The organism is Neobacillus pocheonensis, from assembly GCF_050477905.1.
Taxonomy (GTDB): Bacteria; Bacillota; Bacilli; order Bacillales; family Cytobacillaceae; genus Neobacillus; species Neobacillus pocheonensis_A.
Genome location: NZ_JBCNAD010000020.1, coordinates 14,453 through 30,466, shown reverse-complemented (window position 1 = coordinate 30,466; position 16,014 = coordinate 14,453). Strand labels below are relative to the sequence as shown.

Below are 16,014 nucleotides of genomic sequence, written 5' to 3'. Positions count from 1 at the left end.
CTTTTAATAATTAGTTTTCTTTCATAATGTCAATAAATTTTTGGGAAAGTACCCGATAATCATGGGTTTGAATCACAAATTCTTTTCCATTCCTACCCATTTGATTCAATTCCTCTGAAGGATAAAGTTTCATTGCTATAACGGCATCGGCAATTTTCCGAGGATTTTCAGGCTCAATAGAAACTCCAGCACCTGCTTCTGCCACTAAATCATTCCCAGCTTCGATTCCATGAATAATAGGTCTTCCAGCCATCAAATAATCTAAAAGCTTATTTGGACTAACCCCAAATCGATAAAGCGGGCTTCTTCTCCAGCCAATATATAAAGCATCCATATGAGATAAAAAATCAGGGATTGCCTTTTTATTAATGACTGGTAAAAAATGAATATTGGTTAGATTTTTTTCTTGTGCCATCTTGATCAATTGATCACGTTCAGGACCCTTACCAACAAGTACAAAAGCAATGGGCTCATCTATAATGAGTTCAGCTGCGTCGATTAAATATTCCAGGGCGTTGGCAATCCCGTGAGTCCCGGCATATCCAACCAAAAACTTTCCTTCCGCTTTTAATTGTTGAATAAGCTCAGTATGCTCATTGGGAATCTTCTCTGTTGACTGGTTCCACTGCTCCACATCAATGCCATTTGGAAGATAGCGGAACTTGCCTGGTGCTAAACCATGTTCAATCATATGTTGATCAGCCTTAGGCAATAGGGATACAACTGTATCCGAATAACGATAGGCGTCGTTTTCCCCTTTTTGCATGACCATAATAAAGGGATGCCTCGGGGACATATTGCCTAGCTCCATAGGTGACAACGGCCATAAATCATGAACCTCAAAAATTAATCTAGCACCTGATTTTTTGGCTATTTTTCGAGCTGGATATATATCTAAAGGATATGTGGAAGAAGCAATCACTACATCAGGCTGATAGGTTTTGGCTATATAACTGGACTTAGCTTGTAAAACCTTAAGGAATACCATCATATTGATGATTCTTTTAACTCCATTGCCTTCATACGGAGGCGTTTGAATCCAAATATAACGGATGCCATCTAAAAACTCTTCTTTCCAGCTCTCCGCCATTTCAGGCTGGACCGTGCGGATATGGGAGTATGACGCTCCAATAATCGTCACCTCATGACCATTTTTCACCCATTCTTTCGCTAAGTAATAAGGACGATACTCCATCCCATGGATATTCGAACCCGCATAATGATTTATCAGTAATATTTTCATTGAAGTCACTCGCAAATTATTGATTTTTTAACAACTGTGTTTCCGGTACCTTTCGTAATTCTCTGGCAGGTACACCAACGACAATTGCTTCTTTCTCTACATTCTTCGTTACAACACTGCCTGCTGCGACGGCACCATCTTCATGAATTGTTTTTCCTGGCAAAATGGTGGCATTGGCACCTACTCGGCCGCCTGTTTTAATGGTCACACCTTTAAAATGCTCATATCTCTCTTTTGATCTTGCCATAAAATTATCATTTGTTGTTACGACACAGGGAGCAATAAACACATAGTCTTCAATGGTAGAATAGGCAGTAATGTAACAATTCGTCTCTAGCTTACAATAGCTTCCGACAGTACAGTCGTTTTCAACCGCAACCCCTCTGCCAACAATGGTTTTCTCACCGATGGTTACTCGCTCACGAACGGTTGCCAGGTCAGCAACAAAAACGTCATCTGCAATCTGGGCATTCGCATAAATAATTGAAGAAGTTCCAATTGTTACGCCATTTCCAATAACAGTTGGCGGCAATTTTTTCACTTCAGGCAGGATGGAGTTCTTTGCCCTTGCCGGCTGTTTTCCAATCACTACATTGTCTTGTACCATCGTATTGTTACCAATTTGCACTCCATCATAAATAATGACATTATTTCCAATACTGACATTATCACCAATGGTAACATTTTCGCCAATGATAACATTTAAGCCTTTACTATAATTATTCATTTATTTCGCTTCCTTTTATGTATTGATTAAGTCTTTTTAAAACGTAAGGGCATTAAACCCTTACGTTTTCTCAAGTGACAGACAAGATTTTTTTTTTCTTTACCCGTTTACGATTGGCAATTTCTAATAATGTATCCCTAAGCTTCGCTTTATCATCTAATTGATTTGTAATCTCTTCAAGTATTTCTACTGCATTTTCCTCAGTGGCTTTACCGATGTAAATTTTAGGATACACTTTTTCAGGGTGAATTTCATCTTTGTTTAAAATTTCTTCATATAGTTTTTCCCCAGGGCGCATACCGGTATATTCAATCTTAATTTCATCTTCTGAAAAACCGGATAATTTAATAAGATTTTTAGCTAAATCAACAATTCTAACTGGTTCACCCATATCGAGTACAAAAATTTCGCCCCCGCGCGCAAGCGTGCCAGCCTGAATTACTAATCGGGCTGCTTCCGGAATGGTCATAAAGTATCGAGTCATTTCTGGATGCGTGACCGTAACAGGACCTCCTTCAGCAATTTGCTTTTTAAATAAAGGCACAACGCTGCCCCTGCTTCCTAATACATTTCCAAATCGCACGGCAACAAACCTAGTTTGACTGATACGAGCCAAATTTTGAATGACAATTTCAGCGACACGCTTCGTTGATCCCATAACACTGGTTGGATTAACAGCTTTGTCTGTGGAAATTAATACAAACGTATTTACCCCGGCTGAATCAGCTGCTTCAGCACAATTTTTCGTGCCAAATACATTGTTTTTAACCGCAGCTTCGGGGTTTCGTTCCATAAGTGGAACATGTTTATGGGCAGCCGCATGGAATACAAAATACGGCTTATATTTGAAAAAGACTTCAAATATTTTATCCCTGTCTTGGACATCGGCAATTTCCGTTAAAATTTCAATTTTATGACCATATTTCTTTTTCAATTCCATTTCAATGGAATAAATACTGTTTTCACCATGGCCTAACAAAATCATTCGTTCCGGATTAAAGAGACTTAATTGGCGGCAAAGCTCCGAACCAATAGATCCGCCTGCTCCAGTAATGAGAACCGTTCTATTTTCAATATTTTCCGCAATTCCCTTTATGTCTAATTCGACAGGATCCCTGCCTAAAAGGTCTTCAATCGAGACATCCCTAATTTCACTGATAGAAACTTTACCAGAAGCTAAATCACCAATCATAGGAAGTATTTGGACGTCCTTGCAAACCTTTTTTGCCTCTGTTACGATTTCATCTAGTCGTTGTTTAGTTAGGGACGGAATCGCAATAACCACATGCTCGATATTAAACCTTTTTACCACTTTCGTTAAATCACTAATGGTTCCTGCAACAGGCAGACCCGCCACATTAAGCTGCTGCACATTTTTATTATCATCCAAAAATGCAACTGGCAGTAATTCTGTCGTCGGGTGATCCTTTAGCTGCTGATGAAGCATGCGGCCGGTTGAGCCAGCACCGATAATCAAGGTACGTTTTGCTTTTACAGGACGAATGCTTTTTGTACGGATTTCAAAGGAAACTGTCTTGGCAAACCGCCACCAAAAACGAACTCCCCCCAACAGGAGAATATGTAGCATAAAGGTAACAGAAAGGCCTTGCAAATAAATATTTTGAAAAAGAATTTTTTGTACAAGCGCTGTAATGATGATTGAAGAAGTTACCACATAGAACAACCCAACCAGTTCTTCCATACTTGCGTATCGCCATACACGTCTATACAACCCAAAAATATACGAAAATATATGATGGGTTAATAACAGGGTGATGGAGGTTGTTAAGATCATGGTTTTTAAAATTGGCAGTGTTAAGATATATCCCGAAAATGGGTTTATTAAAAAATAGGACATATATATTGAGAGTAAAACAACTGCCGAATCGATACAGACAAGTGTAATCATCCTTGCCCTGTATTGCATAGAAATACCTCCTTGTTGCCTTTAAAAATAAAAACAAAATTTTAAATACATACTTTCTCATTTAATACAGATGTTATTATAGCATAAATCATTTTAATGTACCTAAGATGAAGAAAGTGTAACATTTGATACATGTTTGTCTTATTATGGTTTACAACTATCTGTCATTTTAGTTTGTTTAATTCATCCAATTAGTGAAAGAAAAAAGGACTATTCCGATTTATTGATCGAAATAATCCTTCCTATATTATTGATTGAAATAATCTTTAATACTGTTGGCTAAGGCTTGAGCTCTGCTATCTTGAACAGAAGCATTCGCCAATAATTTCACTTCATTTGGATTGGAGATGAAACCTAATTCAATAAGAATAGACGGCATGTTTGTCCATCTTGTTACGTAGAGATTGCCATCGCGAATTCCATTTGAAGAATAGGTCGTTGTCGGATTTATACCTGGGTATACAAGTGACTTTGCAAACACATTGGCTAAAGCCCTGCTTGTTACAACTGCCGGAGACGGCGTTGGGTCATATGCAACATTATTATCATTATAACTCAGAGCCAATTCACTTGATCCATTTCTAACAATGAATCGTTTTAGTTCTGTTTCTTCTCTAATAAAAGGATATTTCACACCATTGCTGGCTAAAACATAGACATCGTTTACTTCAATAGCCGGACGGTAAGAGCTGTAATGTATGCTAAATCCTTTTGGAGTTGATGAGGCATTGGAATCATGATGGATGCTTATAAATAAATCAGGGTGCGTGTTGTTCGCAATGGTTGCTCGATCTGGCAAAGAAACATAGGTATCTGAACTTGGCTGTCTCGTGAAAACCACTTTAGCCCCAAGTTGCTGGAGTTTCGTTGCGAATTTGGCAGCAAACTGACTGTTCAAGTTTTTCTCTACATATCCATTTTGTGCGGCTCCAGGATCAGATCCACCATGACCTGGGTCAACGACAATTATCTTTCCTTCAAGCGGAAGTGCCGGTGCTTGACCAGTCATGATTAAAAATACCTTATCCGGTACGGAAGCTTGACCACCGAGAATGACAAAGTCTTGGATATTTTTTGATTTGACAAGTTCCTGGATGGAAGGAGGAACAGTTGTCGGATGCATGAGCAACAATGGAGCATTTTGCTTTGCTGCAAGCACCGAACCTGTCAAAGCATCGGCAAAAGTCATCCCAGTTGCTAAAAAGGCCTTACTCGTATTCATGTTTAATTGCTTGACGATGTTACTCGAAACTTCAAAACGATCTGCTCCACCAATTCTTAATGGATTTGGAAGCTTGGATGCAACATTGGCAGAGACGCTTCCCTCGCCGCCGACAATGATCGTTTTAGAAAAACCAAGCTTTTGGATAGCTTCCTGTGTTTTTGCTGGAAGAGAATTATCTTGTGAAAGAAGAATAGGATATCCATTCATCGCAGCATACGGTGCAATGGCCAAGGCATCAGGGAATTTTAACCCGTTGGCCATGATAGCAGTGTCTTTCCGATCCAACTGTTCAGCGATATGGAAGGAAACCTCAAAACGGTCCGCTCCCCCAATTCTTTCAATTGTTTGGATCCCCATTTGTTTTAACTTTTCTATAATACTATCAGAAATACTTCCGGGACCCCCAACAAGAATGACACGGATAGCGTGCAATCTCGTAATTTCATCCATTGTATTTTGGTTAAGGCTAGTTGCCCCCGTCAACAAAATAGGTGCATTTTCCTTAAACGCAAGCGGCGAGGCTGCTAATGCATCCGCAAAAGCCAAATAATTGGCCAGGATAACGGTGTTACTTCCATTCGGCCAGCCTTCCTTTGACACGTTTACAGCTACGGCAAAACGGTCTGCCCCATCCAATCGTTTGGAAGTCACTTCAGCATGTCCGACTAAAGCTGGCTGGGACATAAATAATAAGGTAAAAACTAAACTTACTGCAACTAAATACTTTTTCATCTCTCTCTCCCTTTTGTTTTTTCATAGGTAGTCATTCTTCGACAAAATACTAGTCTATGATTCTATTATAATTTACCAAAACATTTACAAGTAGTAAAATGGTTAATAATATACAAAAATAAATATGATTGCCCTTCCTTTTATCGAATTCTCCAACCTTAACGCACCAATTTGCCTAACTTTCGACAAAAACAAATCGAAATATCATAGTTTTTTGAAATATATGTATAAAAAATAGGAATTTTCTGCTATGATATCCTTTGGTTATTATATTGTGGAATAAAATACTTCTTAAGTAATTTCTTTAATCATGTTATTATGGACGAGTTGCATAGTAGTAAAAGAGAAGTTTTTCGTGGAAATATTTTTTGTCGAATCTTCGTCTAAACAATTTGGAGATCAACAACAAATTCTTTTATATATAATTTTTGTTCAACTGAGGAGGAATCAATTATTATGGGTACTAGACAAGAAAATAAAAAGAAAAAACGCAAATGGGTGCGAGTGCTTTGGTCAATCATCGGAATTTTAATTATTGGTGTTGGTGCATATGCGTACTCTGTTTATCATTCACTAACATCGGCCGTTGAAACAATGCACACCCCACTTGATCGTGCGAAATCAGAAAAGCGAACAGAAGAGGTTTCGCTGAAAAAAGCAGAGGCATTTTCGGTTGCTTTACTGGGTGTTGACCAAAGACCTGGTGACCGTGGCCGTTCAGACTCCATTATTGTAATGGCAGTTAATCCGAATACAAATTCAGTTAAGATGGTAAGTATCCCTCGTGATACAAGAACTAAAATTATCGGGAAAGGAACTGTAGATAAAATTAATCATGCCTATGCCTTTGGCGGTGTTAAAATGTCACTTGACACGATAGAAAACTTTTTAGATATTCCAATTGACTATTATGTAGAGATTAATATGGAAGGCTTTAAAGATATCGTGGATTCAGTTGGAGGAGTCACAGTGGAAAACGATCTAGACTTTACCTCTGATGGCGCCCATTTCTCTAAGGGAACACTAAAGTTAAATGGTGATAGAGCTTTAAAATATGCCCGTATGCGCCATGAAGATCCACGCGGTGACTTCGGAAGGCAGATGCGTCAGCGCCAAATTATTCAAGCTGTTATTAACAAAGGGGCAAGCGTAAGCTCCCTTACGAATTTTGGCGATATTTTTGCAGCGTTAGGAAATAACGTAAAAACGAATTTAACCTTCGATGAAATGGTCACCATTCAGAGTAAATATAAAGATGCCCGCAACTCAATCGAACAGATTCAATTGAAAGCACAAGGTACAATGGTTAGTGGAATATCTTATCAATTGGTTTCGGATGAAGAAAAAGCGAGAGTGCAAAATATATTGAAAAATCAGCTTGAACTTAAGTGACCCTTAAATTTAGACTGTTCTTTTTTTGGGCATGAGCTTGGTATTGTACCGGGCTCATGCCTTTTAATTTTGCCGTAATTCGTCTATGATAATTAGTCTTTTATATATTTTTCTTGTTTTTCCAAAAAGTGTTCCACACCCAAATTCTTTTAGAAAAAGTAATTCTCATTTCATAATAGCAAAGAAAATTTCCATTACAGCGTTGATGTAACTTTTCCCTACGCAGAACATACTTAGTGTAATGCTACGTTCCCGTAGCGCTTGATGGTATTGTTTTATTACATTGCTCGATTAAATAATATTGTTGATAAGTTGAAATAATTATCTAATGGGCCACAATAGATTTGTACCATTCTATAATTCTTTTTGCTATATCTTGTTTATGGCATCATAAAAATGTAGGTTATGGCATTTAATTTGTGCAGTGCCGTAGGCACTGCACAAATTAAAAAAACCACTTGTCAACATTCCAAAATACACATACACTTCCTGTTGGGACAAAGCAGTGCAGGAGGTATTAAGGAGATGTTGGCAGTGGCCGAAATTAATTATATCAGACATGAAGCAAACAGCAAAGGTGATAGTTATTCAGAGATCGGAAAAAGATTAAATAGAGATTATAGAACAGTTAAAAAGTATGCCGAACAGGAGGATTTTAGTCCAGAAGGTAAACCAAAACAATGTAGACCATCTCCAGTAATGGATTCAGTAAAACACATTGTGGATGAATGGTTATTAGAGGATTTTAAACAGAAAAAGAAGTTTCGTAGAACAGCAAAAAGAATATGGGAACAATTAAAGGAAGAGTTCAGTTTTACAGGTTCTGATCGGACGGTACGAAACTATGTATCACAACGTAAAAATGAATTGTTAAATGAATCGGATAAAGCGGCTTTACCATTAGAAACCAAATCAGGATCAGCACAAGTAGATTTCGGTGAAGCGCCATTTAAATATCAAGGGGAACAAATTATTTTACCTTATTTAGTTATGTCTTACCCCAATAGCAACGCCTTTTATTTTCAAGTATTCCCTTCTCAAAACAAAGAGTGCTTTCTAGAAGGTATGAAGCGTATTTTTCATCATATGGGAGGAGTTCCAAAAAGGATTAGATTTGATAACCTTTCAGCTGCCGTAAAGAAAGTATTGCCGAATGGGGAACGTCAATTAACGGAGGAGTTCCAGAACTTCGTTCTTCATTACGGATTTGAGTGTGAATTCTGTAATCCAAATAGCGGTAATGAAAAGGGCCACGTAGAAGCAATGGTGAAATACGTCAGAAATAACTACTTACTTCCAGGTCTACACGTCTTGGATTTAGATGAACTAAATCAGACTTTATGGGTGAAAGCTGAGAAAGATCGAGAACGAAAACACTATGAAAAGGAAGAATTAATCTCAGACTTATATAAAGAGGATCTGAATGCATGTTTGGTATTGCCAAGTAAGGAATACCAATGTGTAAGATACGAAACGGTGAAGGCAGATAAGTATGGATACATAAAGGTGGAGAAGAACTTTTACTCAACTTCACCAAGGTATGCATTAAATAAGGTCTTAATAAGAATCTCATTCAATACCATAGAAATCTTAACGGAGGAACACGAATTAGTAGTAAGCCATCCAAGATTATATGGACAATATAGGAAGTCAATAAAATGGCAGCCATACTTAAATTTGATGGCCAAACGCCTACGGCACTCAAATATACGAGTTTTTATGAACAGCTCCCAGATGAATGGCAGTCATATTTGAATGCATGTACGGCTTCTGAAAAATCAGAGGCATTGAGATTCCTAGCAAAGGTATTGAAGGACCATGATTTTAATAGAATCACAGAAGCTTTAACCATCGCATCAGAGCATGGTCATCCTTCAGTCGAATCAATTAATCAGGTATTTTACCAGCTTATTAATGGCCGAGGGATACGTCCTGACATACTCCCTAAACAATCATTGCCGAGAATGCCGGAAGCAGCAAGAGGATTAGAGCAATATGACCAGCTTCTGAAAGGAGCTGAGTTAAATTGAGTATGCAAATCCAAGAGTATGCCAAACGCTTGAAGTTAAGTTGGGTAAGAGAACATTATGGTGAGATAAAAGCAGAATCACATGAGGATTATCTACTTCAGCTTTTCGAAAGGGAAATCCAGCAACGTGAGGAAAGAAAGATAAATTCAATGCTTACTCAAGCATGTTTACCTAAAGTCAGTGATAACCCTTTTAATTGGAAAGATATCGTTCTCACTAAAGGATTAAATAAAGAATACTTACTAAACGCCACCTTTCTGGAACAGAAAGAGAATCTAATTTTTTATGGTGGAGTTGGTACCGGAAAGACATTTTTAGCAACGCTCATTGGGCTAAATGCCATACATAAGTATGGCAAGCCTATTAAATTTTATACCGTGGCATCATTAGTCAATCAGTTATTAGAAGCCAATGAAAAAGGCAATCTGAATAAGCTATTTAAAAAGATTGAAAAGCTTGATCTTTTAATTCTTGACGAATTAGGCTACATTCCTTTGCATAAACAAGGGGCAGAATTACTTTTTCAAGTTATTTCAATGTGTTATGAAAGGAAAAGCATCATTATAACAACAAATCTTCAGTTTGGTCAGTGGAACCATGTATTTGGAGATCCTATCTTGACAGAAGCTGTTATAGACCGCTTAATCCATCATTCACATTTAGTAGTATTTAAGGGACAAAGTAATCGAATGAAGGAATCTTTATTACAAAATTAAGGAATTAATGGAATGTTGTAAGCGTCAAGTACATTTGAACAATTTTGCTTATTAATTTTGAACACTTTCTTCTTTAAAAATTGTCTCGCGATGTTTCATCCTATAACTTGAATCGTTAAAATGAACGATTTCTGCCCGATGGATGAGCCGATCCAATATAGCTGTCGCTACTCCTACATCCCCCAGTAGTTCGGTCCACTCTTTTGGAGAGCGATTGGAAGTAAGGATTATCGATGAATTGTTATACAGGTCATTAACCAATTGGAAAAACAAATTAGCTTCCCTTGGATCCATTGCTGCGTACATCAAATCATCAATAATGACTAATTGTGATTCTTTAATTCTCTTAATCCTTGTTTGGGATTTTCTCGTAATGTCCATAGTTTTCAAGGTATGAACCAAGTCTCCCATTGCTATAAAGGAGACCCTGTAACCTCGTTTAATCGCTTCTAATCCTAAGCCAACCGCCATATGCGTTTTCCCCACACCTGGCGGTCCCAATAGAATAAGATTAAATAACTGCTCAATCCAAGCTAATTCTTTTAATTGATTAAACTGTTTTAAGCTTAGGGATTCTTGTTCATCTAAATTAAATTGCTCCAACGGAGTAATACATGGGAATGCTGCGAGTTTCAATCGTTTTTCCATGTTTTTCTCGTCTCTCATTTTTCGCTCGTACTCCACTACATTGTTCAGGAAAGCAATATAACTAAGCTGCTCCTTTTCAGCTTCTTCGAGAAGAGATGGGAGCTTTTTTGATGTTTCCACCAGTCGAAGTGAAATGAGGGAATCTTGAAGATATTTTATCTGCTTCATTTTGTACTCTCCATGATAGTGTAATAATCTTCCAATGGACGCTGGTTTGCCTCAGTATCTGTTAGTGTTAACTCAGCGATGTCGTTATAATCTGTATCAATCTGTTGATCGCTGGCGTTTGTACTGTTCACTTGGCGTTGTCGTTTAAAGAGGGATACAACATCTTGAAAGTCATTCGCACTAAAGAGTTGCCTCTCCATACAGAGGGCTAGTGCCTCATCTATTACTTCTAATGAGCCTAATTCGATGCATTTTTTTATTAAGCTTAACTGGTCTCGTATATAACGAGGATACCTATTTCGTAACTCATTCAGGTACTTAGTAGCTTGTGATTTATTTGTAAAATGTTCACTAACAACTTCAATAAGCTCTTTTATTCCCTTCGATCTATCCCGTTGATGGGATCTATTTTGAATGAGTTTTCCTTTATCAGGGCTAATGCAATGTGTTGCCAATATTTCCCCTGACTCCTGGACATAGATTACTAGCTTATTATCATCGGTCACATAATAAAGGACTTCTGGATACTTTTGAAATGTTCCTAACGGAACAGAGTATCTGTTCGAGAGATATAGGATTGTATTGTCCTTTCGAACACTTCTTGTTATACTAGTTTTGTGAATATGATTTAGCGAGTTGACCTGTCGCATGTGTTGCTTTTCGAGGAGAAACACATCGGCGGGTCTTCTTTTTGTGCCGTTATGAATTTTGCCATTACCTGTTCTTTTTAACCATTTCTGAGACTGCTCGTTCCAGGAATCAATGTTATGAAAAATTCTATTATTAATGAAGTTATTCTTGATAAACTTAACCGCATTTTCTACTTTCCCTTTACTTTCTGGATCAGCTTTTCTACAGAGTTTAACTTCAAATTTAATTTCATTTACAAATTGTTGAAACTCTTCGGTGAGTAAAATATCCCCCTCGTTCTCAGATACAACAATTAGTCGATCCTGGTCATACAAGATCTCTTTTGAAACACCCCCAAATTCCTTAAATGCATTCCTATGAGCTGAAATTACATCCTTTGTCGTGAAAGGGCGATTTTGATATTCGACGTATTTGTATCTGGAATGTGCTAAGACAAATACAATAAAAACTAACTTAACTGGTTTACCAAATCGGTTCTTTACCGTTTTAAATCCAAAGTCTGCTTGGATTTGTTCACCCATTGGAGGATCAGGAACTGCTTGATAATCCCTAGTACTTGATTCTTTTGGAATTTGAAAATCCTCTCGAAGACACCTTACATAGCTTCTTACCGTACTTTCCCCAACTTTGAATTCAGGATATTTCTCTTTAAGCCAGTCTTGCACTTGAGCTGCAGTTAAATCTGGAAATTCTCTTAACCAATGAAGGATTAATTCCTTATGAATGTCTAACTTCTTACTTCTAGTCATTGTCGATGCCGTCCACTCTGCCATTTCCTCTGGTGATTTACGAATATACTTGTAAACCGTATTTCTTGATATATTTAGTTTCCTAGCGATAGTAGAAATACTGTATTTCTGATTGAGCATTCCTCTAATTTCAACATACATTTCAAACTTATCCACCTTTTCAATTCCTCCGCCTAATCATAGAAGTATAAAAATCTATCATAAGGTGGAGAACAATCTTAGTAAATAAGTGTTCAAATTTAATTGTCGTAAACTGTTCAATTTAGTCTAGCACTTACAAATGTTGGCAAGTAACATTTTTGATTGCCGTTTTATACATTTTTTGCTTGCCAAATACACTATATCTGAATAACTACTATCTTATTTACATCATCATGTCTAATATTATAAATATCGGCAAACATTTTCAAAAAGATGAGTACTGATTTTTACATTTAAGGCAGAACAACATTCTGCTATAATGAACCTCGGTATATTAATGGAGGGAATGACCGATATGGACAAAAGAATTTATTAATTAGATTATCTAAAAATTGCATTCGCTATATCAATTGTATCAATGCATAGTGCTATTTACATCGTAGGGTCTAGCATGCAAAGTTTTACTACCTAGGATTGGTATATATCATTTGCCGACTTAGCTGTTCCCTTTTTCTTTGCATCATCTGGATCTGGCACCCCTGGTATTTTTGTCCGGCCAGTTTTAGTAGTCTAGAACAAGTGGTCTCTTTTGTTTGAAGACGTGAAGGCAATTCCGGTCGTTTACCTGCTCGTTCTCCAATTAAAAGCCTTCGAGCTTTCTATGTGGAATAGCCCTAATATTCAATGGCCAATTCTTCCAGATCCGAAGGATCATACACAACGTCTACTTGTCGGCCAAAAGCACAAGACAACTTCATATTTTGATCCAAAGAACTGATATAACCTCATTTATCTACTTTTCGTGTTTCACAATGTAAGAATACATTTTCCAATGTATCAGGATTTAAAACATTCTAAGGACAAAAAATCCCAAGAAACATTCATTTCTTGGGATTTAACAGAATAAATAATTTGTACTTTTGATAAAATTATTTAATCATGCTCTTCTGAAGAATTGTGTCTTCAGAAATATCTACCGAAGCTATTTTACCAATTATAGTATTCATTTCAGAAGGTGAAATACCTGTTCCCGGTCTTTTAAAAGTAAGCATTGCTTCTGTAATGACCTCACCCTCTTTAATATCACAAGCAGCAACCAAGGAGCGTCTCGCATTCTGTCTAGCAGCCATTTCTGTATCGAGGCATTTTAACTCATATGAGCCTCTTATTTCATTAATAAAATCTATACCTTTAATAATTTTTTTAGCATCCTCTGGGTCCATTGCGTGATAATGATCATTACCAGGTAAATTTTTATCTAATGTAAAATGCTTTTCTACTGCTATGGCCCCTAAGTTATATGCAGTTTTAATAACATCCGCATCTGCATCAGGTTTTGTATGATCAGAATAGCCAATGATTAAATCTTGATACAATTCCTTAAGAGTTACGATTTTATTCAAATTAGCATGATTATAAGGTGTCGGATACTCGAGTACACAATGCATTAAAATAATTGGTTGGTTATTATGTCTTCTAATCGTTTGAACCGTTTTATTAATTTCTTCTGAATTAGATGCCCCAATAGATAATATAATTGGTTTCCCTTTTTTAGCTTGATATTCAACAAAAGGTAAATTGTTTAAATCGGAAGATGAAATTTTATAAACATTCATGAGCTCATATAAATAATCAGCTGATTCTATATCAAATGCAGTCGATAAGAACTCAATACCTAAATTGTCGCAATATTGGGCGAGTTCCTTATATTCTTCGTAACCAAAACTATCAAACTTTTTAAAAAGTTCAAATTGTGAAGTAGTTGCTTCCTCAGTTGTATCCCAATATGATGGGGACTCTTTGGCCGCTAATGTTTCGGCTTTATATGTTTGAAATTTCACCGCATGAATGCCTGCATCTTTGGCTTCTCTCACCATAAGTTTAGCCGCTTCCATTACAGGTATTTGGTGTTTTTTAGCAATATCATAATAATTAACTCCAATTTCAGCTATTAAAACAAACTTCCCGTTTATAGACCTTTCCATAATTGTACTTATCATTTAATAAGCTCCCTTCATTATTCCGAATCAAAAATAATATCCAATACGCGGTTAATACCCCTGGATAAATCATGGTCCATCATTCTTTTATTCATTCTTTTCCTTAATTCCACATCACTGATAAGACGATCTAGAGTATTTAAAATCTTTTTTTCATCATTTTCCAGATGTATTCCCAGATTTAAAAAACCATTATAATTATGTCCAAATAAATGTGTCAATTCTCTGTAATTCTGCGAGATGATTATTGCTGGTGTACCTACCATGGCAATTTCATACATTGTTCTTCCTGCAGAAGAAAAAATAATATCTGCATGTTGCATATAATCCGCCATATTTTTCACGGAACTGAATACCTTTACTTCTCTATCTAAGCCAGATATTGATTTGTATAATAATTCTTCTTGAGTATAGCCTGGACCCATAATAATACTAATATTAAAGTCATGCAGTGATTTGGTAATAGCATTAAGAGTTTTTAATGTTAAATTATTGGGGTCGGTCCCCCCATAAGTAATTAAAACATTCTTTACTTCATTCTCTATAATTTTAGGTGTAATATTAAGAAATTCATTTCTTGCACAATAATACTTTTCTCCAGTATAAAAGTTCCCACTTGGTACTGAACCAGGATAAAGCGCATTAAATACACCATCTGCATACTCTGCACCACTTCCGAGGTCTTCAAAATTAAATACTTTAATACCCATTTCTTTTAAAGACAAAATATACTCCTCAGAAGTATCTAATATATCATTTATAACAATATCAGGTTTTAATGAGGCTATCTTTGTGATCGGATTTCCCTGAAATAATTCAATCTTAAAATTCTGAGATTTTACCACATCTATACCTAAGTTGTATTGACTATCCATTAAAAAAACCAGCTCATGATCCATAATACTATTGGCTAGTGTAAGGGCACGGAAAATATGACCCAATCCTATTTCTTTATATCCATCCACTCTCAAAACAACTTTTTTTCTTTTTAATAATTTTTCACAAATCCACCAATCCATTTGCGAATCAATATCAATACTTTCGTATTTATTTACTTCAAAAAGGCTGACAATTTCCCCTATACGACTATTTGGAGTTATGGCACTGCGTCTAGCCGCTAATACAGCTCCCGTTTCACGGTATTCTAGCGGCAAATATTGCCTATTCTTTCTTTCTTTATATTTTGGATAAAATTTTCCACCATCCTTTGTCCAAGACAAATGGCGATCATCAACTGCTGTCAGCACAGTATCGTTATTACCAGAAATTAATTCTTCAATAACCTTATCCAAGGTATTTGATGTTAGTAAAGGGGAAGTTGGTTGAATGGTTATGACTATATTATACGAGTCCCCTACGCTTTCAATCTTTTGAACAACGTCATATATAACAGGATCAAGCGGAACTTCGTCTGAAGCTAAATTATCTGGTCGAAACATAACTTCCGCTCCATATTTTTTTGATATTGAAGCAATTTCCTCATCTTCAGTGGATACAATTACCTTGTCTATATATTTTGAATGTAATGCTGCCTCTATTGTATATGAAATTAAGGGCTTTCCATTTAAATGTCGAATATTTTTTCTTGGAATTCCTTTTGAGCCGCCTCTAGCAGGAATAACCGCAACAGTTCTTAAACTAGAATTATCCATGTTTTCATCCTTC

The 16,014-nt window shown here is 36.6% G+C and carries 11 protein-coding genes and 1 pseudogene; 4 read left to right on the top strand and 8 right to left on the bottom strand.

Translation table 11 applies throughout. The features are described from left to right. Positions 1-10: 10 nt before the first annotated feature. The 4 genes from ABES02_RS10310 to ABES02_RS10295 form a co-directional block, all read right to left on the bottom strand. A complete protein-coding gene (locus ABES02_RS10310; protein ID WP_430133854.1) occupies positions 11-1,243 on the bottom strand; it encodes a glycosyltransferase family 4 protein in 1,233 nt (410 codons plus the stop codon). 16 nt (positions 1,244-1,259) lie between these two features. Beyond that, on the bottom strand, positions 1,260-1,970 hold the full coding sequence (locus tag ABES02_RS10305) for a DapH/DapD/GlmU-related protein (RefSeq protein ID WP_430133852.1): 711 nt from the start codon (positions 1,968-1,970) through the stop codon (positions 1,260-1,262). Positions 1,971-2,040: 70 nt separating this feature from the next. Then, positions 2,041-3,897 carry a polysaccharide biosynthesis protein gene (locus ABES02_RS10300; protein WP_430133851.1) on the bottom strand — a complete coding sequence of 619 codons (1,857 nt, stop codon included), beginning with the start codon at positions 3,895-3,897 and terminating at the stop codon, positions 2,041-2,043. Between the two features lie 247 nt (positions 3,898-4,144). After that, positions 4,145-5,854 carry a cell wall-binding repeat-containing protein gene (locus ABES02_RS10295; protein WP_430133848.1) on the bottom strand — a complete coding sequence of 570 codons (1,710 nt, stop codon included), beginning with the start codon at positions 5,852-5,854 and terminating at the stop codon, positions 4,145-4,147. A gap of 456 nt (positions 5,855-6,310) precedes the next feature. Between ABES02_RS10295 and ABES02_RS10290 the strand changes: the two genes are divergently transcribed. The 3 genes and pseudogenes from ABES02_RS10290 (at position 6,311) to istB (ABES02_RS10280) (ending at position 9,992) form a co-directional block, all read left to right on the top strand. Next, on the top strand, positions 6,311-7,246 hold the full coding sequence (locus ABES02_RS10290) for a LytR family transcriptional regulator (protein ID WP_430133846.1): 936 nt from the start codon (positions 6,311-6,313) through the stop codon (positions 7,244-7,246). A 525-nt stretch (positions 7,247-7,771) separates the two neighbouring features. Further along, a pseudogene (gene istA, locus ABES02_RS10285) lies at positions 7,772-9,276 on the top strand (IS21 family transposase). Beyond that, positions 9,273-9,992 carry an IS21-like element helper ATPase IstB gene (istB, locus tag ABES02_RS10280; protein WP_430133843.1) on the top strand — a complete coding sequence of 240 codons (720 nt, stop codon included), beginning with the start codon at positions 9,273-9,275 and terminating at the stop codon, positions 9,990-9,992. Before istA (ABES02_RS10285) ends, istB (ABES02_RS10280) begins: the two are co-directional and overlap by 4 nt. 51 nt (positions 9,993-10,043) lie before the next feature. Here the strand turns inward: istB (ABES02_RS10280) and istB (ABES02_RS10275) are convergent, their stop codons facing one another. Together istB (ABES02_RS10275) and istA (ABES02_RS10270) are read right to left on the bottom strand one after the other, a co-directional pair. Beyond that, on the bottom strand, positions 10,044-10,808 hold the full coding sequence (gene istB, locus ABES02_RS10275; RefSeq protein WP_335405879.1) for an IS21-like element helper ATPase IstB: 765 nt from the start codon (positions 10,806-10,808) through the stop codon (positions 10,044-10,046). After that, a complete protein-coding gene (gene istA, locus ABES02_RS10270; RefSeq protein WP_335405878.1) occupies positions 10,805-12,364 on the bottom strand; it encodes an IS21 family transposase in 1,560 nt (519 codons plus the stop codon). The genes istB (ABES02_RS10275) and istA (ABES02_RS10270) overlap by 4 nt, the downstream gene beginning before the upstream one ends. Before the next feature lie 574 nt (positions 12,365-12,938). Here istA (ABES02_RS10270) and ABES02_RS10265 point away from each other — a divergent pair. After that, on the top strand, positions 12,939-13,127 hold the full coding sequence (locus ABES02_RS10265; protein ID WP_430133840.1) for a hypothetical protein: 189 nt from the start codon (positions 12,939-12,941) through the stop codon (positions 13,125-13,127). 151 nt (positions 13,128-13,278) lie between these two features. On the opposite strand, the gene ABES02_RS10260 is transcribed toward ABES02_RS10265, so the two are convergent. Both ABES02_RS10260 and ABES02_RS10255 read right to left on the bottom strand, forming a co-directional pair. Continuing rightward, complete coding sequence (locus tag ABES02_RS10260; protein ID WP_430133837.1) at positions 13,279-14,349, bottom strand: N-acetylneuraminate synthase family protein; 1,071 nt, start codon at positions 14,347-14,349, stop codon at positions 13,279-13,281. A 17-nt stretch (positions 14,350-14,366) separates the two neighbouring features. Continuing rightward, the gene (locus ABES02_RS10255) at positions 14,367-16,001 is read right to left on the bottom strand and encodes a cytidylyltransferase domain-containing protein (RefSeq protein WP_430133835.1); all 1,635 of its coding nucleotides are present in this window, start codon (positions 15,999-16,001) and stop codon (positions 14,367-14,369) included. Between the last annotated feature and the right edge of the window lie 13 nt (positions 16,002-16,014).